21 protein-coding genes are annotated in these 22,270 nt (G+C 66.2%); 9 read left to right on the forward strand and 12 right to left on the reverse strand.

Going from position 1 to position 22,270, the window contains the following annotated elements:
* Positions 1-53: 53 nt before the first annotated feature.
* The 3 genes from AWB66_RS18145 to AWB66_RS18155 form a co-directional block, all read right to left on the reverse strand.
* Complete coding sequence (locus AWB66_RS18145; protein WP_087631567.1) at positions 54-1,244, reverse strand: phosphoglycerate kinase; 1,191 nt, start codon at positions 1,242-1,244, stop codon at positions 54-56.
* A gap of 490 nt (positions 1,245-1,734) precedes the next feature.
* Positions 1,735-2,058 (reverse strand): AzlD domain-containing protein, encoded by a 324-nt coding sequence (locus AWB66_RS18150; RefSeq protein WP_087631568.1) that lies wholly within the window; start codon positions 2,056-2,058, stop codon positions 1,735-1,737.
* The gene (locus AWB66_RS18155; RefSeq protein ID WP_087631569.1) at positions 2,055-2,876 is read right to left on the reverse strand and encodes an AzlC family ABC transporter permease; all 822 of its coding nucleotides are present in this window, start codon (positions 2,874-2,876) and stop codon (positions 2,055-2,057) included. Before AWB66_RS18155 ends, AWB66_RS18150 begins: the two co-directional genes overlap by 4 nt.
* Positions 2,877-3,189: 313 nt before the next feature.
* On the opposite strand from AWB66_RS18155, the gene AWB66_RS18160 reads away from it, so the two are divergent.
* The 6 genes from AWB66_RS18160 to AWB66_RS18185 all read left to right on the forward strand — a co-directional run bounded on the left by AWB66_RS18160 (position 3,190) and on the right by AWB66_RS18185 (position 7,927).
* Positions 3,190-4,110 carry a branched-chain amino acid transaminase gene (locus AWB66_RS18160; protein WP_062642468.1) on the forward strand — a complete coding sequence of 307 codons (921 nt, stop codon included), beginning with the start codon at positions 3,190-3,192 and terminating at the stop codon, positions 4,108-4,110.
* A 78-nt stretch (positions 4,111-4,188) separates the two neighbouring features.
* A complete protein-coding gene (locus AWB66_RS18165; protein ID WP_062642466.1) occupies positions 4,189-4,383 on the forward strand; it encodes a zinc-finger domain-containing protein in 195 nt (64 codons plus the stop codon).
* Positions 4,384-4,511: 128 nt separating this feature from the next.
* Entirely contained in the window at positions 4,512-5,564 is a 1,053-nt protein-coding gene (gene waaF, locus AWB66_RS18170; RefSeq protein WP_087631570.1) for a lipopolysaccharide heptosyltransferase II, read from the forward strand.
* A 230-nt stretch (positions 5,565-5,794) separates the two neighbouring features.
* A complete protein-coding gene (locus tag AWB66_RS18175) occupies positions 5,795-6,241 on the forward strand; it encodes a nuclear transport factor 2 family protein (protein ID WP_087631571.1) in 447 nt (148 codons plus the stop codon).
* A gap of 26 nt (positions 6,242-6,267) precedes the next feature.
* A complete protein-coding gene (locus AWB66_RS18180) occupies positions 6,268-7,344 on the forward strand; it encodes a hydrolase (RefSeq protein WP_087631572.1) in 1,077 nt (358 codons plus the stop codon).
* Positions 7,337-7,927, forward strand: coding sequence for a DUF2946 family protein (locus AWB66_RS18185; RefSeq protein WP_087631573.1), 591 nt, complete (start codon positions 7,337-7,339; stop codon positions 7,925-7,927). The genes AWB66_RS18180 and AWB66_RS18185 overlap by 8 nt, the downstream gene beginning before the upstream one ends.
* Here the strand turns inward: AWB66_RS18185 and AWB66_RS18190 are convergent.
* A complete protein-coding gene (locus AWB66_RS18190; protein ID WP_087631574.1) occupies positions 7,924-9,984 on the reverse strand; it encodes a M48 family metalloprotease in 2,061 nt (686 codons plus the stop codon). The two genes, AWB66_RS18185 and AWB66_RS18190, sit on opposite strands and share 4 nt — an antisense overlap.
* A 234-nt stretch (positions 9,985-10,218) precedes the next feature.
* Here AWB66_RS18190 and moaC point away from each other — a divergent pair, with 234 nt between their 5' ends.
* Positions 10,219-10,698 carry a cyclic pyranopterin monophosphate synthase MoaC gene (moaC, locus tag AWB66_RS18195; protein ID WP_087631575.1) on the forward strand — a complete coding sequence of 160 codons (480 nt, stop codon included), beginning with the start codon at positions 10,219-10,221 and terminating at the stop codon, positions 10,696-10,698.
* Positions 10,699-10,706: 8 nt separating this feature from the next.
* Here moaC and AWB66_RS18200 read toward each other — a convergent pair whose 3' ends face one another.
* From AWB66_RS18200 to recA, 8 genes are all read right to left on the reverse strand, one after another.
* Positions 10,707-12,518: a PglL family O-oligosaccharyltransferase gene (locus AWB66_RS18200; protein ID WP_087631576.1), complete on the reverse strand. Its 1,812-nt coding sequence runs from the start codon at positions 12,516-12,518 to the stop codon at positions 10,707-10,709.
* Positions 12,519-12,760: 242 nt separating this feature from the next.
* Positions 12,761-13,348, reverse strand: a complete 588-nt coding sequence (locus AWB66_RS18205) for a pilin (protein WP_087631577.1) — start codon at positions 13,346-13,348, stop codon at positions 12,761-12,763.
* A gap of 111 nt (positions 13,349-13,459) precedes the next feature.
* Positions 13,460-14,170 (reverse strand): TerC family protein, encoded by a 711-nt coding sequence (locus AWB66_RS18210; RefSeq protein ID WP_087631578.1) that lies wholly within the window; start codon positions 14,168-14,170, stop codon positions 13,460-13,462.
* A 146-nt stretch (positions 14,171-14,316) separates the two neighbouring features.
* Positions 14,317-15,198: a succinate--CoA ligase subunit alpha gene (gene sucD / locus AWB66_RS18215; protein ID WP_087631579.1), complete on the reverse strand. Its 882-nt coding sequence runs from the start codon at positions 15,196-15,198 to the stop codon at positions 14,317-14,319.
* A 120-nt stretch (positions 15,199-15,318) separates the two neighbouring features.
* A complete protein-coding gene (gene sucC / locus AWB66_RS18220) occupies positions 15,319-16,485 on the reverse strand; it encodes an ADP-forming succinate--CoA ligase subunit beta (protein ID WP_087631580.1) in 1,167 nt (388 codons plus the stop codon).
* Positions 16,486-16,620: 135 nt separating this feature from the next.
* The gene (locus AWB66_RS18225) at positions 16,621-17,250 is read right to left on the reverse strand and encodes a DUF2889 domain-containing protein (RefSeq protein WP_087631581.1); all 630 of its coding nucleotides are present in this window, start codon (positions 17,248-17,250) and stop codon (positions 16,621-16,623) included.
* Between the two features lie 182 nt (positions 17,251-17,432).
* A complete protein-coding gene (gene recX, locus AWB66_RS18230) occupies positions 17,433-18,515 on the reverse strand; it encodes a recombination regulator RecX (protein WP_235021158.1) in 1,083 nt (360 codons plus the stop codon).
* A 48-nt stretch (positions 18,516-18,563) separates the two neighbouring features.
* Positions 18,564-19,634, reverse strand: coding sequence for a recombinase RecA (gene recA / locus AWB66_RS18235; RefSeq protein ID WP_087631582.1), 1,071 nt, complete (start codon positions 19,632-19,634; stop codon positions 18,564-18,566).
* A gap of 229 nt (positions 19,635-19,863) precedes the next feature.
* Between recA and AWB66_RS18240 the strand changes: the two genes are divergently transcribed.
* A complete protein-coding gene (locus tag AWB66_RS18240) occupies positions 19,864-20,622 on the forward strand; it encodes a response regulator transcription factor (protein ID WP_087631583.1) in 759 nt (252 codons plus the stop codon).
* An 8-nt stretch (positions 20,623-20,630) separates the two neighbouring features.
* Positions 20,631-22,241: a sensor histidine kinase gene (locus tag AWB66_RS18245; RefSeq protein ID WP_235021159.1), complete on the forward strand. Its 1,611-nt coding sequence runs from the start codon at positions 20,631-20,633 to the stop codon at positions 22,239-22,241.
* Positions 22,242-22,270 lie beyond the last annotated feature (29 nt).

The raw sequence follows: 22,270 nt of genomic DNA on the forward strand, positions 1-22,270 counted from the left end.
GCGCCCGGCCTGTGGCGCGCCCTTCTTCTCCGGCCTGATGCGAGCCGTCAAGCTCAGGCCCGCGATTCGAGCACTTCCACCGCGGGCAGCTTCTTGCCTTCCAGGAATTCGAGGAACGCGCCGCCGCCGGTGGAGATATAGCTGACCTTGTCGTGGATGCCGTACTTCGCGATGGCCGCGAGCGTGTCGCCGCCGCCCGCGATCGAGAACGCCGGCGAATTCGCGATGGCGTCCGCGAGCGTCTTCGTGCCGTTGCCGAACTGATCGAATTCGAACACGCCGACCGGGCCGTTCCACACGATCGTACCGGCCTTTTCGAGTTGCGCGGCGAGCGCCTTCGCGGTGTCCGGACCGATGTCGAGGATCAGGTCGTCGTCGGCCACCTGGTCGACGGACTTCGTTTCCGCCTTCGCGGTCGCGGCGGACTCCTTCGCCGTCACGACGTCGCTCGGGATCGGCACCGAGGCACCGCGCGCACGCGCTTCCGCGATGATCGTCTTGGCTTCGTCGAGCAGATCGGCTTCCGCGAGCGATTTGCCGATTTTCAGGCCCGACGCGAGCATGAACGTGTTGGCGATGCCGCCGCCGACGATCAGCTGATCCACCTTCGACGCGAGCGACTTCAGGATGGTGAGCTTGGTGGACACCTTCGAGCCCGCGACGATCGCGACGAGCGGCCGCTTCGGGTTGCCGAGCGCCTTGCCGAGCGCGTCGAGTTCGGCGGCGAGCAGCGGGCCCGCGCATGCGACGCCCGCGTACTTCGCGATGCCGTGCGTGGTCGCTTCGGCGCGGTGCGCGGTGCCGAACGCGTCGTTCACGTAGATGTCGCACAGCTTCGCCATTTTTTGCGCGAGGCCGTCGTCATTCTTCTTTTCGCCCTTGTTGCAGCGGCAGTTTTCGAGCAGCACGACATTGCCCGGCTGCACGTCGACGCCATCGACCCAGTCGGCGACGAGCGGCACGTCGCGCCCGAGCAGCTCCGAGAGGCGCTTCGCGACCGGCGCGAGCGAGTCTTCCGGCTTGAACTGGCCTTCGGTCGGACGGCCGAGGTGCGACGTGACCATCACGGCGGCGCCCGCTTCGAGCGCGTCGCGGATCGCCGGCACCGACGCGCGCACGCGCGTGTCTTCGGTGATGTTGCCCTGGTCGTCCTGCGGAACGTTGAGGTCGGCGCGGATGAAAACGCGCTTGCCTGAGACTTTGCCTTCGGCGATCAAATCGGTGAAACGCAGTACTTTCGTCATGGGAGTCAACGTGGTAGAGAAGCGGTTCGGGCGAAGAAGGCCGGCTTGGCGACCGGCCAGGGCATCAGGTCGGCGCGGCGCCGGTGGAGCGTCGGCCGCGCTTCGGGTGAGCGAGCCGGCCGCCGGGTTTCGGTGAATCATCGGCTGAAAACACCGGCTGCGACGGGCTGACGGTTCGGGCGGTTCGGGCTGAAACGGACGGGCAGCGTCGCGGGAACGAAGCATTCGACGATGCGCGGGCAATGCATGCAAGACGATGCGAAGGAGGTTGCCGGCCTGCCGCGGCGCCGACCGTAAAGGCGCGGAGCCGCGAGTGGTGAAGCTGAAGCACAGTGACTGCCGGAAACACGTTCAGACCTCGTTCGATGCGACAGCAAGACCGTCATTTTAACCGATACGTGTGGCCGCCAAACGCCGGTAATCCTTGATGACGCGTATTTGAGATGAACGCCGTCGTACGCGGATGATGACGCAGTGCAGCAATCGCGCATCAGGTCCAGAGCCTGAGCGCGGTGAAGACCGCCATGCCGATCAGGATCGTGCCGAGCATGCTGCGTCGCCACAAATACCAGGCGAGCCCCGCGAGCGACGCGTACAGCGCGTGATTGCCGAGCGCGACGGAAAAGCCGTGGGGTGTCTCGAGCAAATCCGGCACGACGACGGCCGCAAGCGCCGCAGCAGGCGCGTAGCGCAGCGCGCGTTGCAGCCGCTCGGGCAAGATCATCCTTTCGCCGCCGATCAGGAAGAGCGCGCGCGTGATCGCGGTGACGAGGCCCATGCCGAGGATCGTGAGCCAGATTTGCAGCGCGCTCATCGGGCGCTCCGCGTGGTGTCTGGACGCGTCGGGGCGGATTCGCCGGGCGGCGTTTCGCGCGTCGCCGGCGAGGCAGCCGGCGCGTGCGGCTTGCGCGCGCGATCCGGCGCGACTCGCGCGATGACCATATCGGCGATGCTGCCCGCGGCGAGCGCCGCCAGCACGGCGATCGGCAAGCCGATGCGGTACGGCAAATCGAACGCGAGCAGCGCGACGATGCTCGCGATGCCCACGGCCGCGAGCGTCGAGCGCGTGGCGATCGCCGAGACGATCAGCGGCAAGAGCGCGAGCGTGCCGGCGAGTTCGAGGCCCCAGTCGTCGGGAAAGAGGCTCGCGAGCAGGATGCCCGCGATCGACGACACCTGCCACGACGACCAGCTCGTGACCGCGAGCCCCCAGAAGAACGCTTCCTTGCCGGGCTGAAAGCCAGTCGGAAAATTACGCTTGGCGAACATCAGGTAGATGATGTCGCCGTTGAAGTAGCCGAGCACGAGGCGCCGCCACATTGGCAGATAGGAGAAATGCGGCGCGAGGCCCGCGCTGAAGATCACGAAGCGCAGATTGACCATCGCCGCGGTGAGGAGGATGGTCCAGACGGGCAGCTTCGCGGCGAAGAGCGGCAGCACCGCCAGTTGCGACGAGCCGGCATACACTGCGATCGACATGCCGAGCGCCTGCGGCACCGTCAGCACCACCGATTTCGCCATCGCGATGCCCGTGACGAGGCCCCAGGAGAAGGTGGCGGCCACGGCGGGAGAAAGTGTGCGGATGCCGTCGAGGAAAGCGCGGCGATTCGTGTCGGACAGCCGGTCGAGCATGGATCGGAGGCGAGCCATCGCGCGGCCGGGCCGGATACGCGAGGGTTCGGCGGAAAGAGGAGGAACGTCGCAGCGGTTCCGCGACGAAAGGCGAATTATAGCGTCGTGAAAGGCGCAGAACCCGCAATCGCGCCCGTTTAGCGCTGAAAAGACGCTAAAATGTCGGTCTTTCGCCGCCTTCCGGGCAACCTGCTGGCGGCGCGCGAAACCGCTCCGCCAGCAGGCACGACGCCCGCGTCCGGGCACCGGAATCCGCTCTGCAAGCCCGCCCCGCAACACTGAATCGGAACACGCAACTCGCTAGGAGAATCGTATGTCAATGGCCGACCGCGACGGCAAGATCTGGATGGATGGCAAGCTGATCGATTGGCGCGACGCCAACATCCACGTGCTGACTCACACGCTGCACTACGGAATGGGCGTCTTCGAAGGCGTGCGCGCCTACAAGACCGCGAGCGGCACCGCCATCTTCCGTCTGAAGGAGCACACCAAGCGCCTCTTCAACTCGGCGAAGATCTTCCAGATGGACGTTCCGTTCGACCGCGACACGCTCGAAGCCGCGCAACTCGAAGTCGTGCGCGCGAACAATCTCGAATCCTGCTACATCCGCCCGATCATCTGGGTCGGCTCGGAGAAGCTCGGCGTCTCGGCGAAGGGCAATACCATTCACGTCGCGATCGCCGCGTGGCCGTGGGGCGCCTATCTCGGCGACGACGGCCTCGCCAAGGGCATCCGCGTGAAGACGTCGTCGTTCACGCGCCATCACGTGAACGTGTCGATGGTGCGCGCGAAGGCCTCCGGCTGGTACGTGAACTCGATCCTCGCGAACCAGGAAGCCATCGCCGACGGCTACGACGAAGCCTTGCTGCTCGACGTCGACGGCTATGTGTCCGAAGGCTCGGGCGAAAACTTCTTCCTCGTGAACAACGGCAAGCTGTACACGCCGGACCTGTCGTCGTGCCTCGACGGCATCACGCGCGACACCATCCTCACGCTCGCGCGCGACTTCGGCATTCCGGTGATCGAAAAACGCATCACGCGCGACGAGGTCTACACCTGCGACGAAGCGTTCTTCACCGGCACGGCCGCCGAAGTCACGCCGATCCGCGAACTCGACAACCGCACCATCGGCGAAGGCGCGCGCGGCCCGATCACGGAGAAGTTGCAAAGCGCGTTCTTCGACGTCGTCGGCGGCAAGAACGAGAAGTACGCGAGCTGGCTCGCCAAAGTCTGAAACGCGGCGCGGGCGATCTTCGCGAGCCGCCCGCGTTTCATTGCACACGACTCACTCCACGATACATAGAGACTCACGATGAGCGACCTGAAGGAAATGCCGCTGGTGGAACTGACGGCGAAGGACCTGCCCGCGTTCTGCCCGAACCCGTCGATGCCGCGCTGGAGCACGCATCCGCGCGTCTTTCTCGACATCTCCCACGGCGAGGCGCGCTGCCCGTACTGCGGCACGCGCTACAAGCTGAAGGCGGGCGAAGTGGTCAAGGGCCACTGAGCGCGTTATCGACATCGTCCGGGCGGCCGGGCCGGCGCGCCCGTCCCGCTTCCCGGCGGCCCAATACATAACATCGACATCTCGCGCAAACGACTCGGGATGCGTTCTTGATCGGAAAAACTACACAGATGCGCCGCGCGCTGGTTATTGCACCGAACTGGATCGGTGACGCATTGATGGCGCAGCCGCTCTTCTCGCTGCTGAGGAAGCTCCATCCGCGCATCGTCATCGACGCCGTCGCGCCCGCGTGGGTCGCGCCCGTGCTCGAACGGATGCCGGAAATCCACGACGTCTACGCTACGAGCCTCGCGCACGGCAAGCTGCAGATGCTGCGCCGCTGGCAACTCGCGGGCGACCTGCGCGAGGTCGGCTACGACGCCGCCTACGTGCTGCCGAATTCGTTCAAATCCGCGCTGATCCCGTGGATGGCGAAGATTCCGCTGCGCATCGGCTATACCGGCGAGAGCCGCTATGGCCTGCTCAACGTGCGTCACGCGAATCCCGGCAAGAAGGAACGTCCGCCGATGGTCGGCCAGTACGCCGCCCTCGCCTACGCGCCCGGCGCCACGCTGCCGTTCTCGCAGGACGGCCGCGAAGGCACGACGCCGTTCCCCGTGCCGCGCCTGGAGTCCGATCCGAACGAAGCCGCGCGCGTCTCGACGCGCTTCGATCTCGACAACCGCACGCCGCTCGTCGTGTTCTGTCCCGGCGCGGAGTACGGCCCCGCCAAGCGCTGGCCGCCCGAGCACTTCGCGGCGCTCGCGCAGTTCATCGCGCAGTCGTTTCCGTATGCGAGGATCGTCGCGCTGGGTTCGCCGAAAGATGCGCCGATCGCGCAGGCCATCGCCGACCGTTCGTCGAACGTGCGCAACCTGTGCGGCCAGACTTCGCTCGGCGAGGCGTGCGCGCTGATCTCGCGCGCGAGCGCGGTCGTCACGAACGATTCCGGGCTGATGCACGTCGCGGCGGCCTTGCGGCGCCCGCTCGTCGCGGTGTTCGGCTCGACCGACCCGCGCCACACGCCGCCCTTGTCCGATCTCGCAAAGGTACAATGGCTGCATCTCGAATGCAGTCCCTGCTTTGCCCGCGAGTGTCCGCTGGGCCATCTGAACTGCCTGCGCGAACTCAGCGCGGAGCAGGTTTTCGGGGACCTGCGGGGCATGCTGCTCGCGCATCGCTGAAATTGCGGCGCCCGGCGGCCTCGCTTCACGGCTTGGTCGATCGGTCGAGGCCGTTCCCGAAGGCCGCGCGCCGCGCGAGACGTCCGGCGCGCGGCGTCCGAATGCGCGTCCTGTGTGCGGGCGCCGACACGCGAATGTCTCCGAACGGAGGCATGCTTTGACCAATGACCGATGCGTGACGCTCCGGTAACACGGCGCGAAGCGGATCGAACGCCAGAGACCCAAGAGCCATGCCACGTTTTGCCCGCCTCTTCGAAGCCGCTGCCGACACCCTCAACGCGTTCTATCAGGCCGTCGCGGAAGGCAACATCGACAGCGTGATGACGCTCTGGATCGACGAGGAGTTCGCCACCTGCATCAGCGCGCAGGGCGCGCATCTGCATGGGCTCGACGGCATTCGCGCGGGTCTCGCGAAGGAACTCGAAGCGGCGCCGGTGACCATCGAGCCGCTCGACATCCGCGTGTACGACAGCCTCGGCACGGTCGTCTACGCGATCGCCGAAGCGCACAAGCCGGCCGATCCCGCCGGCGTCTCGCGGCTGATCTTCACGACCTACGTGATGGTTCACGAACGCGGCGAGTGGCGCATCGCGCATCTTCACGCGAGCCCGATGCCCGACGCCGCCGCCGGCCAGTTCGCCGCGAAGATGCGCCACGGCCAGGGACCGCTGCACTAAAGAAAACGTCTGTCGGGGAAAGGGCCATGAAACGCGATCCATTGATCACACGCGATCCATCGTTCGTGGATTCGGCGCCCTCGCAGGCGCTCAAGCCCGCCGCCCGCGCCGCCGCCGATCTCACCGACTGGCTCTACCGCCCGCCGCGCTGGCTGCCGACGAGCCACGCGCAAACCATCGTCCCTGCTCTCTTCGGCCGCCGCCCGGCCGTGCACTACCGGCGCGAGCGCTGGGATACGCCCGACGGCGATTTCATCGACCTCGACTGGATCGCGCACGACGACACCGCCCGGCCCGCCGCCGACGCGCCGCTTTTCGTGCTCTTTCACGGCCTCGAAGGCAGTTCCGATTCGCACTATGCCCGCGCGCTGATGTCGGCGGCAGAGGCGCGCGGCTGGCATGGCGTCGTGCCGCACTTTCGCAGTTGCAGCGGCACGCTCAACCTGTTGCCGCGCTTCTACCATCTCGCGGACAGCAACGAAGTCGACTGGATCCTGCGGCGTCTCGCGACCGTGCATCCCGGGCCGGTGATCGCGGCGGGCGTGTCGCTCGGCGGCAACGTGCTGCTGCGCTGGCTCGGCGAGCGCGAAGGCGCCGCATCGGTGATCCGGGCGGCCGCGGCGGTCTCCGCGCCGCTCGATGTCCACGCCGGCGGCCAGGCGATCTCGCAAGGCTTCGGCATGGTCTATACGCGCAGTTTCCTGAAGTCGCTCAAGCGCAAGGGCCTCGCGAAGCTCGCGCAATACCCCGGTCTCTTCGAGCGCGACGCGATGCTCGCGGCCCGCACGCTCTACGAATTCGACAATGTCGTGACCGCGCCGCTGCACGGCTTTCGCGATACCGACGACTACTGGACGAGCGCCACCACGCGTCCGCTGTTGCCGCGCATCGTCGTGCCGACGCTCGTCGTGAACGCGCGCAACGATCCATTCCTACCGGGCCGCGTGCTGCCGACGAAGGCGGATGTGTCGGCGGCCGTTACGCTCGACCAGCCCGACCACGGCGGTCACGTCGGCTTCATGACGGGACCGTTTCCGGGGCGCATCGACTGGCTCTCGCAACGCATCATCGGCTACATGGACACCCATCTCGATCATGGATGACATCGTCAAACAAGCGCTCGCCAAATGGCCGAACGTGCCGCACTGCACCGGCTGGCTGCTGCTCGACCGTCGCGGCCAATGGCGCATGCGCGATGAAGCGGCGCAAGCCGGGGGCGAACTCGGCGACGCGATCCGCCATGACGCGCTGATCGGCTTCATCAACCGCAACTACGAATCCGACGACGCCGGCCAGTGGTTCTTCCAGAACGGCCCGCAGCGCGTGTATGTGGAACTGGGCTATACGCCGTGGATCGTGCGGCTGAGTTCGATCGACGGCGAACTCGCGCTGACCGACCAGCGCGGCGCCACGTTCGACCCGGCGCAAGTCTGGCTCGACGACGAGGGCGGCATCCTCTTTTCCGACGCGTCGTCGCCGGCGCGGATTGCCGCGCTGCACGACCACGATCTCGATCTCTTTTCGAACCATGCATCGCTCGATGAAGGCGAACATGGCGTCTTCCACTGGCGCGCGGGACCGGATCTGCCGATCACGCCGATTGCGCGCGCCGAAGTCGCGAACCGCTTCGGCTTCGTGACGAGCCCGGCCGGGCGGGCGTCGTCGTCGTCGGGATCGGGTAACTAGCCGTTTTTCTCCTGCTCGCGCTCTTCCCGGTAGCGCGTCTCGAAGTCGCGCAGACGCGCTGAAATCGCCGACAAATCATAGAAGCTCGCGTTCTTGACGTCGCGCGCTTCCTTCAACTGGCGAATCGCGGACGGCCATGCGCCGTCGAGCGCGAACTTCTCCGCCATCGCCTGATGCTGCTGCAACGGGTCCTTCAGCCCGACGCTCGCCTGCGCCAGATAAAACCACCAGTCCGGCCGCTTCGGCTCCGAGCGCGTCTCCTGCCGCGCGAGCGCCTGCGCTTCGGCAAAACGCCGCGCGGTGAGGAGCGTCTGCAAGTGCATGTCGATGGCGGCGTGCGAGTCGGGCCACCGTTTCTGCGCGATTTCGGCGAGACGCACCGCTTCGTCGTTGCGTCCCGCACGACGGGCGATGTCGGCGGCGAGGACGTCGAGGCTCGGCGAACTGCGCAGCGTCCGCGACGACGCGACCGGCGTGCCGCGCGATGCCACGACCGAAACCGTTCCGGGGCTGGGAGCCGCGAGCGCGGACTCGGCCGTGGCGCGCGATTGTGCCGCGGGCGCGTTCGGCATCGCGGCCGGCGCGGCGTTGGCCGTTCGCCGTGCCTTGGCGGCAGGCGGCTCAGTGGGCGATAGCCCGGACGAAGATCCCGGCTCGCCGCGGCCCGGCTCGGCTTTGGGATTGCGCGTCGCGCCGCGCCGCGCCGTTTTTGCGCTTGCGTCGGTGCGCGAACCCGCCGCCGTCGCCGACGCGGCCGCCGCCGTATCCGCCTCGTCCCCTTCGAAGAGCCGCCGCGCCTTCGCGAGCGCGTCGCCCGCCGCGGCGGTGTCGCCCATCAGCGTCTCGGCAAGCGCGATGCCGTACCAGTTCGACGCCGCGTTGAGCGCCGTCTGATCTTCGATCTCGGTTTTCAGGCGGCTCGCGATATCGCGGTAATCGCTCGGCGAATTCACCTGCAGCACGCGCGAGCGCGCCCGCACGAACGCGTATTCCGGCGACTGCCGGGGCTGCCGGTACGGCACGCGCCGTGCGCGGTCCTCCATGTCGGCGATGCGCTCGCCCGTCAGCGGATGGGTGCGCGCGTAAGGCGGCACACCGTTGTCGCCCATCGTCGAGCGGTCGAGGCGGTCGAAGAAGGCCGTCATCGCATAGGGATCGTAGCCGGCCGCGGAAAGCATCTGGAAGCCGACGCGATCCGCCTCGTGCTCGGCCGAACGCGAAAAGCGCAATTGATTGTCGACGGCGAACGCCTGCCCGCCCATCGCGATGCCCATGCCGAGATCGCCGCTTTTCGCGAGCACGCCCGCGAGCAGACCGGCCAGCATCCCGGCGAGCGCGGCGTAGCTGCTGCGCTCGCGCGTGCCGAGCATGCGCGCGATGTGCCGCTGCAGCACGTGCCCCATTTCGTGCCCGACGACCGACGCGAGCTCCGATTCGGTCTGCGTCGCGGCGATCAGTCCCGTGTTCACGCCGATGAAACCGCCCGGCATCGAAAACGCGTTGATCTGCGCGTCGCGCACCGCGAAGAGATCGAAGTCCGGCACATAGCCGCCGAGATACTGCGACACCGCCGCCGTCGACAGCTTCGACGACACCGAATTCAGGTAGTCGCGCACGAGCCAGTCGTCGAGATAGTCGGGGTCGTTGCGCAGGTCGCGCATCAGGCGCTCGCCGAGCCGCCGCTCCGCTTGCGGCGTGAGCGTGCCGCCGGAGCCATCGCCGAGATCGGGCAACTGGACGGCCGAAAGCGGCGCGCGCAGGCTGTTCACGCCGGTCATTTCGCCGGGACGGTTGGCGAAGCGGCTTTGCGCGCCGCCATACACGCCGAAGACGCCTTCGGCCACGCCGGCGGGCGCGCCGGTTGCGGTTCGGCTTGCGGCGTCGGGCACCGAGGCGCGCAGCGCGGCTGCGGCGAGCGTGTCGGACTGGACGCGCGTGGAGGACGCGGACGATGCGGACGACGCCGACGACGCGCTCGCACCGGTCTGCGCCAGCGTCGCGGGCGGCACGGCGAGACTCAGGCACAACACGGCGATCAGCAGTCGATTCGGACGCATGGAGTACGTGGCGCGGTGCGTTCGCCGGACTCGCGGCCGGCGCGGCTAAAAGACGAAAACGAGCCTATCGTATCAAGTGTTCGGGCGCTTTCGGAGGCGGCTTGCGACGCGCCCGTGCGGGGCGCGCGGGCAATCGCCGCTGGTATGATGGGCGCCCGTTTGAAGCAACCATTTTGCATCGGACCGGAGCGCGCGCGGGGATCGAAGCGCCGCGTCTGGCCGACAGGAGAGGCAATGTCCGGACTCACTCATTTCGATGCCGCTGGCGAAGCGCACATGGTCGATGTCGGCGACAAGGGCGAGACGCGGCGCATCGCGATCGCACGCGGATCGATTGCGATGCTCGACAGCACGCTCGCGCTGATCCGCGAAGGCCGGGCCAAGAAAGGCGATGTGCTGGGCGTCGCGCGGATCGCGGCGATCCAGGGCGCAAAGCGCACCTCGGACCTGATTCCGCTGTGTCATCCGCTGGCGCTGACGCGCGTCGCGGTGGATTTCGTCGTCGACGAAACGCTGCCCGGCGTGCATTGCGAAGTGCGCGTGGAGACGGTCGGGCGCACCGGCGTGGAGATGGAAGCGCTGACGGCCGTGCAGGTTGGCCTGTTGACCGTCTACGACATGTGCAAAGCGGTGGATCGCGGGATGACGATCAATAACGTGAAGGTGCTGGAGAAGCACGGCGGGAAGTCGGGCGATTGGGTGGCGCCCGCCTGAAAGCGGCTTCACTCGTCCCCGTCGTCTTCCTCGTCGGACTCAAGCTGCTGCGTCGACGGCGTCCCATAAATCTTCACCAGTTCCGCCTTGAACCCGGCCATCGGCTTGCCCTGTTCGTCGAGCAGCTTGTACACCGCGGCCAGTTGCGCCGGCCAGTCGTGCAACTGCGTGGCGAAGATCTTCAGGCGCGCGACCGTATCGAGCGCCGCTTCGCGCTGCCCCGCCAGCGCCTGCAACACCGCGTAACGCCGCAGCACCGTCTCGCCCGGCAGGAGCGCGAGCGCCTGCTGGTGCATCGAGAGTTTCTCCGCGAGATTCTGGCCGTTCATCGGCAGGAGCGTCGCCGCGCCGTACTCGCCCCACGCGCGGAACAGGAACGACGGATTGTTCGCATATTGCTCCGCCGGCCGCGAGCCGTAGTACAGCACCTCGGCGCGGTTGTAGTCGCGCATCACCGGATACAGCGCCGCCAGGCCGCCCAGCACGAGCGCCGTGTAGAGCCCGTAGGACACCGGCCGCGCGACCAGACGCAACGCGCGCGTTTCGAGCAGGCCCATCACGAGCATCGCCGGCAGCAGGAAAAACATGTACTGCTGCGGATATTCGACGAGCGCATGCATCAGCAGCACGCCGAGCAGCGCGAGTCCGAAAATCCGCGCGGGCGTCTGCGGCGCGCGCACGACCCGCACGAACCACGTCACGACGCCGAGCAGCAGAATGCCGAGGCCGAGTGCGCCTGTCTTCGCGAGCAGGTCGATGAAGATGTCGTGCGCATTGTTCGCAATCTCGACGCCGCCGAGTTCGCGCACGAAATCGAACTGATAGCGCGGAAACTCGCCCCAGCCGACGCCGAGCAGCGGATGCGTCCTGAACATCGTCCAGCCGTATTTCCAGAGCGCGAGACGCGGCGCGATCTGGTTCGCGTCCTGCATGCGCTCGGCCGCCGACTGCGCGAGATCGAGGTGAAAGCGCAGATTCGCCCAGCGGATCGCGATATTCACCGCGCAGAAGAGCACGGCCATCACGACCGGCATCAGCCACGCGCGCGGATGGCGTTTGCCCGGCCCGTCGAAACCTTCCGCCGACGCCGGACGCCCGAGCACGAACGCCATCCAGAATCCCGCGACGACGATCACCGCCATCTGCAGCCACGGGCCGCGCGAGACGGTGAGCGCGAGCCCGACCGAAAAGATCGTCGACAGCGCGAGCCACAGGATGACCGGCAGACGCCGCGTCTGCACGAAGTAGAGCGTCGCCGCCATCGCGAAGGCGATATAGGTCGCGAGGTGGTTCGCCTGCGCCATGTTGCCGAACGGACGGCGCTCGGTCATCACGTTGTACGCGACGATAAACGGCGTGAACTTCGCCTCCATGTGCAGCAGTTGCACGATCTGGCAAAACACGGCAAAGAGCCCGCCGACGATCAGCGCCGCCGCACCCCAGCGCCACGCCTTGTCGACGAGACCCGCGCGCACGATGCCGAAGCCCGTGTGCACCGTCACGAACGCCGCGAGCAAATAGCCGCCGCCGAGCCAATTGAGCGACGGCTGCGCGACGGGCAGCAGCACCGTCTGCGCGATCAGCAGCACGCCGAAGGCGAGCGGCATCAGCGCGATCACCGGCATCGCGAACGATGCGCGCGGCTCGGCCGTGCGCACGACCAGCGCGACCGTCGCACCGAGCGCGAGGTACAAGGCGAGCGCGCTGTATTCGGCGTAGAAAGTCGGGATCGGATACGTGTGGTTGACGACGGCGTAAGGGATCGTCAACGCAAGAAACAGCACGGAAAGGCAGAGAAAACGCGCGAATTGTGAAGGCATTGGGGGGCTGGGAACGTCGGCGACCGGCGCACTATACAAAAAATTATCCGGGCTGTCCGGCGGGTGAACCGAAATGCAGTGAATTCGGCCGGAATCGCCGTGGTTTGTTGTGCGCCCGCCATTGACGCGCCGCCGCGTTGCCGCCGTGGCCCCGCTGCCGTGACCCACACGCGAGCGCCGGACCGCGTGTGCGGGCGGTCCGGCCAGCGCCGCGTGGCAGTTCACGCGGCGTAATTCCGCTGTCAGGCGCGGCACTCCGGCGGCGCGAGATTCGACGGCAGCGTCGGCGCGTCGGCCGGACTCGGCCCCGCTCCCGGCGCCGGCAACGACGAGGCCGCCTTGCCGCCCGCGAAGCACTCCCACGTGACCGACCCCGGCTGCACGACGCCCTTTGCGAGCGCGATGCGTGCGGTCGGCGTGTCGGCGTTATCCGGCGCCGAAGGCACCAGCATGAGCGTGTTCGAGCCCGCCGGCGCCACACGCGTCGTGTAGGCGATCGTCACCTGCCCGGTGTCGCTGTCGACGTGAATCGACTCGACATTGCGCGTGCCCGGCGGCGAGGCATAACCGCCGCCCAGCTCGGAACCGCTCGCCGCGTTCTCCGCCACCGCAAGCCGCGCCGACTGCGCGAGCGATAACCCCTCGCCCACCCGGCTGCGCGCCAGATAATCCTGATACGCCGGAATCGCATACGCCGCGACCACGCCGACGATCGCCAGCACGATCATCAGTTCGATCAGCGTAAAACCCGTCGCCGACCTGTCGTTGCTCCGCTTTTCAAACCATCGCGGCGTGTTCGCCGCGCGCCATCCGCCCATCGTTAACGTCATTGCTCACTCCCAAAAAGACAAAAGCGCCCGACCGCGCGATGCAGTCGGACGCTTCTATCGTATTGAGATGCCGCACGACGCGGCAGTCGGCCAGATGGCTAACGTTCCTGCTCAGTTGGTCGCGCGGTCTGCGCCTGACAGCGCGCGGCGCCTGAAGATCCAGCCGGCGAGCAGCACGACCACCGCGCCCGCGATGCGCGCCGCGTAACCCGCGCTCTCGGTATTGAGCGCCGGCCAGCGGTCGACGAACGGATCGTCGATGATGAGCCCCGCCGCGATCCACCCGAGCAGCGCGGCGCCGAGCGCAATCACCACGGGGAAACGGTCGAGCAGCCGCAGCACCAGCGTGCTGCCCCACACGATCAGCGGAATGCTCACGACGAGGCCGAAGATCACGAGCGTGAGCCTGTGCTGCGGATCGGCGGCCTCGGCGGCGCCCGCGATCGCGATCACGTTGTCGAGGCTCATCACGGCATCGGCGATGATGATCGTCTTCACCGCCGCCCACAGCCGGTCCGACGGCGTGATGTGATGGTCGTCGTGACCCGGCTGCATCAGCTTGATGCCGATCCACAGCAGCAAGAGACCGCCGACGAACTTAAGGAACGGCACGTCGAGCAGCGCGACCGCGAACGCGATCAGCACCACGCGCAGCAGGATCGCGCCGAGCGTGCCGAGTACCACGCCGCGCGCGCGCTGGTTCGCCGGCAGGTTGCGGCAGGCGAGCGCGATCACGACGGCGTTATCGCCGCCGAGCAGGATGTCGATGATGATGATTTGGATGACCGCGCCCCAGTGGAGCGTCGCGAAGAATTCGAGCATGGATGACGGTAGAGCGAAACGGCTGCGGAAATGAAAAAAGCGAGGAAGCAAACGCTCCCTCGCTTCTGACTCGACATTTTACGAAAGGGTCCCGTAAGAGTACCAAACCCTGACGCTTTCTGCCGGTTCGATCCGCCTGAACGCGCTTAGATGATCGCTTTCAGCAAACGCGCCATTTCCGACGGGTTCTTTGTGACCTTGATCCCGCAGGCGTCCATGATTTCGAGCTTGGCATCCGCCGTGTCGGCTCCGCCCGAGATCAGCGCGCCGGCGTGGCCCATGCGCTTGCCCGGAGGCGCCGTCACGCCCGCGATGAAGCCGACCACCGGCTTCTTCATGTTGTCCTTGATCCAGTAAGCCGCGTTGGCTTCGTCCGGACCGCCGATCTCGCCAATCATGATGACGGCGTCCGTTTCCGGATCGTCGTTGAACATCTTCATCACGTCGATGTGCTTCAGACCGTTGATCGGATCGCCGCCGATCCCCACCGCCGACGACTGGCCGAGGCCGAGCGCCGTCAACTGGCCGACTGCTTCATACGTCAGCGTGCCCGAACGCGACACGACGCCGATGCGGCCCTTCTTGTGGATGTGACCCGGCATGATGCCGATCTTCAGTTCGTCCGGCGTGATCGTGCCCGGGCAGTTCGGTCCGAGGAGCAGCGTCTTGCGGTTTTCGCGGCGCATGCGGTCCTTGATCTCGAGCATGTCGCGAACCGGAATGCCTTCCGTGATGCAGATCGCGAGATCGAGGTCGGCTTCGACGGCTTCCCAGATCGCGGCCGCGGCGCCTGCCGGCGGCACGTAGATGACCGACACGGTTGCGCCCGTCTCGGCCTTCGCTTCCTTGACGCTCGCGTAGATCGGAATGCCTTCGAAATCTTCGCCTGCGCGCTTCGGGTTCACGCCCGCGACGTATGCCTCGCGGCCGTTCGCGTATTCGCGGCACGCGCGCGTGTGGAACTGACCGGTCTTGCCGGTGATGCCCTGCGTAATGACCTTGGTGTCTTTGTTGATCAGAATCGACATGTAGTGACCTCTGTTCGTTTGGCGTCGCCTCGCCCGCGTCGGTGCTTCACGCGCGGACGAGCGCCGCCATTCGTATCTGGTGGAACGGAACGCTCGTAGACGCTTTCGGATGAAAAGCGCTTACTTGCCTTCGGCTGCGGCGACGACCTTCTGCGCAGCTTCTTCCATGCTGTCGGCCGCGATGATCGGCAGGCCGGAGTCCGCCAGAATCTTCTTGCCGAGGTCCTCGTTCGTGCCCTTCATGCGCACGACGAGCGGCACCTTCAGCGCCACGGCCTTCGATGCCGTCACCACGCCTTCCGCGATCACGTCGCAGCGCATGATGCCGCCGAAGATGTTCACGAGGATCGCCTTCAGGTTCGGGTTCTTCAACATGATCTTGAAGGCTTCCGTGACCTTCTCGGTCGTAGCTCCTCCGCCGACGTCCAGGAAGTTCGCCGGCTCGCCGCCGAAGAGCTTGATCGTGTCCATCGTCGCCATCGCGAGGCCCGCGCCGTTCACCAGACACCCGATGTTGCCGTCGAGCGAGATGTACGCGAGGTCGAACTTCGACGCTTCCACTTCAGCCGGATCTTCTTCGTCGATATCGCGATACGCGACGATTTCCGGATGACGGAACAGCGCGTTCGAATCGAAGTTGAACTTGGCGTCGAGCGCGATCACCTTGCCGTCGCCGGTGACGATCAGCGGGTTGATTTCGGCGAGCGATGCGTCGGTTTCCCAGAACGCGTCGTACAGACCCTGCAAGATCGCGCGCGCTTGCGGGATCGATGCGTCGGGAATGCCGATCTTGCGTGCGAGGTCGTCGGCGTCTGCGTCTTGCAGGCCGGTCGACGGCTCGACGGCGAACTTGTGCAGCAGTTCGGGCGTCTTTTCCGCGACTTCCTCGATGTCCATGCCGCCTTCGCTCGAGGCCATCACGACGACCTTTTGCGAAACGCGGTCGAGCACGAGACCGATGTACAGTTCCTTCTTGATGTCCGCGCCTTCCTCGATGAGCAGGCGATTCACCTTCTGGCCTTCAGGGCCGGTCTGATGGGTGACGAGCTGCATGCCGAGGATCTGGTTCGCGTATTCGCGGACCTGATCGATGGTCTTCGCAACCTTCACGCCGCCGCCCTTGCCGCGGCCGCCAGCGTGAATCTGCGCCTTGACGACCCATACCGGGCCGCCCAGCTCTTCCGCGGCCTTGACCGCATCATCCACCGAGAACACGGGCTTGCCGCGCGGGACCGCGACGCCGAATTTCCGCAGGATTTCCTTACCCTGGTACTCGTGAATCTTCATGCGTGATTCCTTCAGTCTGAGAGTTGGATTGAACTTCGCTTGTCTTGAACGCTTTCTTTTTAACCGCTGATTCGTGCTGCCTGCCAGCCGGCCCAACCGGCTCGCGTGTGTCTCTTCCAGCTATCTCGTGGATGTTCAGCCCGTCTTCGCTTCGTCGGCTGGGCGGTCTTCCGGCTCGCGCGGCTTGTGGCCGTACCAGCGCGGGTAATACTCGCCGACGGCGGGACCGTCGAAACGCAGCGCGTGACAGCGGCCGAGCTGGAAAGGCGGCTGTTCTTCCGAATTTGTATTTGGGTTCGCGAGCGGCTCGCCGCGCGGATTGCCGTTTTCGATGCTCCAGACTTCGCCCGCGAACGCCTGGATCGCGGCGGTCGGCAGGACGGCGCACAGCTCGGTGAGATGCGTGCAGCCGGCGGTGCCGCGCAGCAGACGATTGGTTTCGCGACGGAAATTCTGAAGGAGATTGAGACCGATGAGGGAACGGTAGGCAGGATTGGACTCGGCGCACTGACCGCCATAGGGCGCCCATTCCGACGACGCCTCGGCGTCGACGATAGTGAGCTTGCGGTCGATGGTGATGCGCAGCCAGAGTTCATGGATCGGCAGGCCGTTCGGCCGGACGCCCGACGCGAGGTGGACATCGCGCGGCTTTTCATCGGTTAGACGGGCTTCGATGTCCCACAAACCGTCGTCCCGTTCGAACGCTTCCAGTCGAATCGCGCGGCGATGGCGCAACTGTCGGGAAACGGGCGGAGAAAGCGGCATGCGAGAAATGGGAAGGCCGGATGGGAAACCAGCGAATTTTAGCATATCGGGTATTTCAGGCCCGGCATGAAGGCGCGAGCGGGTTCACCGCGATTGGCGGATGCCCCGCTCGTCTCTTCGCGGCATGCGAATCGAGCGTCGCGCGCCCGATTTCGCACAGGACGCCGCGCGCTTCATGCGGTCTAGTCGTCGGCCGGGTCGAACGGCAGATCTTCGTCGCCGCCCTTGATCACCTTCGAGATCGTGCTGCCGGAAAACCCGCGGGCCGCGAGGAATCGCGATTGTTTCGCCCGTTCGGCCGATGTTTGCGGTGGCGTGCCGTATTTCCTCGCCCACACGGCATGGGCGCGCGCGAGTTCCGTTCGGGACAGTTCGTCGCCGGTCTGGCTGATGAGTTCCTGGCCGACGTTGTGGCGCTTCAGTTCGTTGACGATCCGGCCCGACCCGAAGCTGCCCGCCCGCCGATGCACGACGCTTTCGACAAAACGCGCGTTCGACAGCCAGCCTTCGCGCTCGAGCGCGTCGAGCACGCCTTCGAGCGAGTCGGCCTCCTGGACGAACGGCACGAGCTTGCGGGACAACTCAGCCCGGCTGTGTTCGCGACGCGAGAGATAAGCTAGCGCGCGGCCTTTTAATGAGCGCTGCGGACGTTTGCCAGCCTTCTTTTCGTCGGACTGCCTATGCCGGGCGTGCGACGAGCGGCTATAGACCGTTTCGCCGGATGCAGCCTCGTCGCGTTGTGCCAGCGATGTCGACTCAGGCACGCATTGCTCGAATGGCTCGAAAGGGTCGGCATCTTCGAAGGGGTCGGACAATGCCGGAATGCTCGCATGAGCGCGATTTTTTGCACGATCCCGCGGAGCGTTCGCCGTTGGCTGCTGCAAGCTCTTCGGCTTCTCAAGCGTTTGCGTAAGCAGTACGCGGGCGCGCTCGATTCGTTCTGTCGGGGAAACGGCATCCGTGATTTCTGCGGATTGCGCTGCCTCCTCCGTGGTTTCGTCGCCCGAAAAACCGGCCGCTGAAACGCGACGCGCCGGCGTGGATTGCTCCACGCCGGCGCGTTCCGGCTTTCGTCCCCAGCCACGCTTGCCCGTCGATGCGCCCGCGCGGTCGCCACGCCGTTCGCTGCTGCGTTCGTAGTGGTCACCGCCTTCGGCAACGATCCGGCTGACGCTGGAATCGCTGTCCGAGCCGCCCGGAACCCGGTCGTCAGCGCGGCCTTTACCGCGACCGACCTTCGATCCGAACCGGCTCTTGCGCATCATCGCGTGCAGCCCGAGTGCTCAACCAGAAGCCTGAGCGAGCGCGGATGCTTACTCTTCTTCATCCGCAACCGCGACGCCGGTCACGGCTTCCGCCATCGCGTTGACGCCGAGCGACAGGCGGATCTTGTTCTCGATCTCGCGCGCCATGTCCGGATTCTCGCGCAGGAATTCGCGCGCGTTGTCCTTGCCCTGGCCGATGCGCTCGCCGTTGTAGCTGTACCAGGCGCCCGCCTTGTCGACGAGCTTCGCCTGCACGCCCAGGTCGATGATCTCGCCCTGACGCGAAATGCCTTCGCCATAAAGAATGTCGAAGATCGCTTCGCGGAACGGCGGCGACACCTTGTTCTTCACCACCTTCACGCGCGTTTCGTTGCCGATCACTTCGTCATTCTTCTTGATCGAGCCGATCCGGCGAATGTCGAGACGCACCGACGCGTAGAACTTCAGCGCGTTACCGCCCGTGGTGGTTTCCGGATTGCCGAACATCACGCCGATCTTCATGCGGATCTGGTTGATGAAGATCACGAGGCAGTTCGTGCGCTTGATCGTGCCGGTCAGCTTGCGCAGCGCCTGCGACATCAGGCGCGCCTGCAAACCCGGCAGCGAGTCGCCCATTTCGCCTTCGATTTCAGCCTTCGGCACGAGCGCCGCGACCGAGTCGATCACGATCATGTCGATGGAACCCGAGCGCACCAGCGCGTCCGCGATTTCCAGCGCCTGTTCGCCCGTGTCCGGCTGCGAGATCAGCAGGTCAGACGCGTTCACGCCGAGCTTCTGCGCGTATTGCACGTCGAGCGCGTGTTCCGCGTCGATGAACGCCGCCGTGCCGCCGATCTTCTGCATTTCCGCGATCACTTGCAGCGTGAGCGTGGTCTTGCCCGACGATTCCGGACCGTAGATTTCCACCACGCGCCCGCGCGGCAACCCGCCGACGCCGAGTGCGATGTCCAGACCGAGCGAGCCCGTGGACACCACCTGAATGTCTTCGACCACCTCGCCCGCGCCGAGCCGCATGATCGACCCTTTGCCGAACTGCTTTTCGATCTGCGACAACGCGGCGGCCAGCGCCTTGCTCTTCTCTGCAGACATTCCGCCCGGGCCTTTCTTGCTTTCTTCCATGAATCGTCCTTTGCTATGATGAACGGCGTCTGAGATACGCGCGCGCGGCGTTGAAACCGCTGGCTGCACTAACTCAGACACTGTATAAAAAAACAGTAGTTTTTGCAAGCCCGATCGACGGGGCGCCGTATTTTAAGCGTCCGTCGCACCGCGCAAAAACCACAACAACACCTGGAGACCGCCGCGCCGGGCGAATTGCGGTGCCGGCAATGCCCTCGCGCACACCACGATGCGAATCCTCATTGCCGAAGACGACAGCATACTCGCGGACGGGCTCACTCGATCACTCCGCCAATCGGGCTACGCCGTCGACCATGTGAAGCACGGCGCCGAAGCCGACACCGCGCTCACGCTGCAGACTTTCGACCTCCTGATCCTCGATCTCGGCCTTCCGCTGATGTCGGGTCTCGAAGTCCTGCGCCGCCTGCGCGCGCGCAATTCGCAGATGCCCGTTCTGATCCTCACCGCCGCGGACAGCGTCGACGAGCGCGTGAAAGGCCTCGATCTCGGCGCCGACGACTACATGGCGAAGCCCTTCGCGCTCAACGAACTCGAAGCGCGCGTGCGAGCGCTCACGCGCCGCGGCGCGGGCGGCGGCCCGACGGTGGTCAAGCACGGCTCGCTGTCGTTCGATCAGGTTGGCCGGATCGCCTATATCAACGAGCAGGTGATCGAGTTGTCGGCGCGCGAGCTCGGCGTGCTCGAAGTGCTGCTGCAGCGGATCGGGCGGCTCGTGTCGAAGGAGCAACTCGTCAATCACCTGTGCGAATGGGGCGAAGAAGTCAGCAACAATGCGATCGAGGTCTACGTTCACCGCCTGCGCAAGAAAATCGAGCCGAGCGGCGCGCGGATCATGACCGTGCGCGGCCTCGGCTATTCGCTCGAGAAGACGCCGGGCGCGCCGAACGGTAATCCAGCCTCGTCCGACGCTTCGACGACTGCCGCATCGGGCGCCGCGCCGACGCCCGCCGGCCACCCCTACAAGTAGGAACACGCATGGCGTCGCCCGCTTCCACCGAGCGCGCCGAAGACCGCGCGCGACGAGAAACGCCCTCCGGCACGCCGCAGGACGCGCTCGCGCCCCGCTACGCCGCCGCAGCCGAAGCCGCCGACTCCGACGCCTCCCGCGACGCGCGCTATGCGAACCCTTTCGCGCCGCCCGACGAGCTCGAGCCCGACGACGCGCCGCATCCGCGCTCACTCTTCGGCGAGATTCTCGACTGGATGCTCGCCCCGCTGCTGCTGCTCTGGCCGATGAGCATCGCGGTCACGTATCTGGTCGCGAAGTCGATCGCGAACGGCCCGTTCGACCGCGCGCTCGAAGCCGATGCCTACGTGCTCGCGCGCCAGATCCAGCCGGTGAACGGCGTCGCGGAACTGCGCCTGCCCGACGCGACGCGCGATTTCCTGCGCGCCGACAACGTCGACAGCGTATTTTTTCAGGTGCTCGGCACGCGCGGCGAACTCGTCGGCGGCGACCGCGACATGCCGCTGCCGCGCGAGGACGACCGCCCGCAACCGGGCATCGTCGAATTCCGGGACGACATGCTGCGCGGCAACGACATCCGCGTCGCGTACACGACGGTCGAGCTGCCGAACCTCGACGAGCCGGTGCTCGTGCAGGTGGCCGAGACGCTCGACAAGCGCAGCCAGCTCGCCAACGACATCATCAAGGGCGTGATCCTGCCGCAGTTCGTGATTCTGCCGCTCGCGATCATCCTCGTGTGGTTCGGGCTCTCGCGCGGGCTCGCGCCGCTGCACGCGCTCCAGTCGAACATCCGCGCACGCCGCCCGGACGATCTCTCGCCGCTCGAAGCGGGCCAGGCGCCGCCGGAAATCGCGCCGCTCGTTGCGTCGTTCAACGACTTGCTGACGCGGCTCGAACAGAACATGGAGTTCCAGAAGCGCTTTATCGCCGATGCCGCGCATCAGATGAAAACGCCGCTCGCCGGGCTGCGCACGCAGGCGGAACTGGCGCTGCGACAGGACGTGTCGGCGGAAGTGCAGCGCTCGCTCGAACAGATCGCGACCAGTTCCGAGCACGCGGCGAGGCTCGTCACGCAATTGCTCGCGCTCGCGCGCGCCGAAAACCGCGCGACCGGCCAGATCTTTTCGCGCGTCGAACTGACCGACCTCGCGCGGCTCGCGGTGCGCGACTGGGTGCAGCCCGCGCTCGCGAAGCAGATGGACATCGGCTATGAGGAGCCGCCGCATCCGGTGGAAGTGGAAGGCAATGTCGTGATGCTGCGCGAGATGCTCTCGAACCTGATCGACAACGCGATCCGCTATACGCCGCCGGGCGGTCGAATCACGGTGCGCGTGCGAACCGACGAGAAGAACCTCGACCTCGTGCATCTCGAAGTCGAGGATACCGGGCTCGGCATTCCGCCGGCGGAGCGGCAGCGGGTGGTCGAGCGGTTCTACCGGATTCTCGGGCGCGAAGGCGACGGCAGCGGACTGGGCCTCGCCATCGTCCGCGAGATCGTGACGATGCACGGCGGCACGTTCGCCATCGAGGATCACGTCTATCAGGAAGCGCCGCGGCTTGCCGGAACGCTCGTGCGCGTCAGCTTGCAGCGGGTTTATCCTGCCCGGGACAAACCCTGAGCGTCACCTCTGAAAAACGCTCGCTCTCG

Source organism: Caballeronia telluris, from assembly GCF_001544495.1.
Lineage (GTDB): Bacteria > Pseudomonadota > Gammaproteobacteria > Burkholderiales > Burkholderiaceae > Caballeronia > Caballeronia telluris.

Excerpts from the sequence above, each read along its gene's own strand:
- AWB66_RS18145 (WP_087631567.1), bottom strand. The coding sequence starts at position 1,244 with ATGACGAAAGTACTGCGTTTCACCGATTTGATCGCCGAAGGCAAAGTC.
- AWB66_RS18150 (WP_087631568.1), bottom strand. The coding sequence starts at position 2,058 with ATGAGCGCGCTGCAAATCTGGCTCACGATCCTCGGCATGGGCCTCGTC.
- AWB66_RS18155 (WP_087631569.1), bottom strand. The coding sequence starts at position 2,876 with ATGCTCGACCGGCTGTCCGACACGAATCGCCGCGCTTTCCTCGACGGC.
- AWB66_RS18160 (WP_062642468.1), top strand. The coding sequence starts at position 3,190 with ATGTCAATGGCCGACCGCGACGGCAAGATCTGGATGGATGGCAAGCTG.
- AWB66_RS18165 (WP_062642466.1), top strand. The coding sequence starts at position 4,189 with ATGAGCGACCTGAAGGAAATGCCGCTGGTGGAACTGACGGCGAAGGAC.
- waaF (WP_087631570.1), top strand. The coding sequence starts at position 4,512 with ATGCGCCGCGCGCTGGTTATTGCACCGAACTGGATCGGTGACGCATTG.
- AWB66_RS18175 (WP_087631571.1), top strand. The coding sequence starts at position 5,795 with ATGCCACGTTTTGCCCGCCTCTTCGAAGCCGCTGCCGACACCCTCAAC.
- AWB66_RS18180 (WP_087631572.1), top strand. The coding sequence starts at position 6,268 with ATGAAACGCGATCCATTGATCACACGCGATCCATCGTTCGTGGATTCG.
- AWB66_RS18185 (WP_087631573.1), top strand. The coding sequence starts at position 7,337 with ATGGATGACATCGTCAAACAAGCGCTCGCCAAATGGCCGAACGTGCCG.
- AWB66_RS18190 (WP_087631574.1), bottom strand. The coding sequence starts at position 9,984 with ATGCGTCCGAATCGACTGCTGATCGCCGTGTTGTGCCTGAGTCTCGCC.
- moaC (WP_087631575.1), top strand. The coding sequence starts at position 10,219 with ATGTCCGGACTCACTCATTTCGATGCCGCTGGCGAAGCGCACATGGTC.
- AWB66_RS18200 (WP_087631576.1), bottom strand. The coding sequence starts at position 12,518 with ATGCCTTCACAATTCGCGCGTTTTCTCTGCCTTTCCGTGCTGTTTCTT.
- AWB66_RS18205 (WP_087631577.1), bottom strand. The coding sequence starts at position 13,348 with ATGACGTTAACGATGGGCGGATGGCGCGCGGCGAACACGCCGCGATGG.
- AWB66_RS18210 (WP_087631578.1), bottom strand. The coding sequence starts at position 14,170 with ATGCTCGAATTCTTCGCGACGCTCCACTGGGGCGCGGTCATCCAAATC.
- sucD (WP_087631579.1), bottom strand. The coding sequence starts at position 15,198 with ATGTCGATTCTGATCAACAAAGACACCAAGGTCATTACGCAGGGCATC.
- sucC (WP_087631580.1), bottom strand. The coding sequence starts at position 16,485 with ATGAAGATTCACGAGTACCAGGGTAAGGAAATCCTGCGGAAATTCGGC.
- AWB66_RS18225 (WP_087631581.1), bottom strand. The coding sequence starts at position 17,250 with ATGCCGCTTTCTCCGCCCGTTTCCCGACAGTTGCGCCATCGCCGCGCG.
- recX (WP_235021158.1), bottom strand. The coding sequence starts at position 18,515 with ATGATGCGCAAGAGCCGGTTCGGATCGAAGGTCGGTCGCGGTAAAGGC.
- recA (WP_087631582.1), bottom strand. The coding sequence starts at position 19,634 with ATGGAAGAAAGCAAGAAAGGCCCGGGCGGAATGTCTGCAGAGAAGAGC.
- AWB66_RS18240 (WP_087631583.1), top strand. The coding sequence starts at position 19,864 with ATGCGAATCCTCATTGCCGAAGACGACAGCATACTCGCGGACGGGCTC.
- AWB66_RS18245 (WP_235021159.1), top strand. The coding sequence starts at position 20,631 with ATGGCGTCGCCCGCTTCCACCGAGCGCGCCGAAGACCGCGCGCGACGA.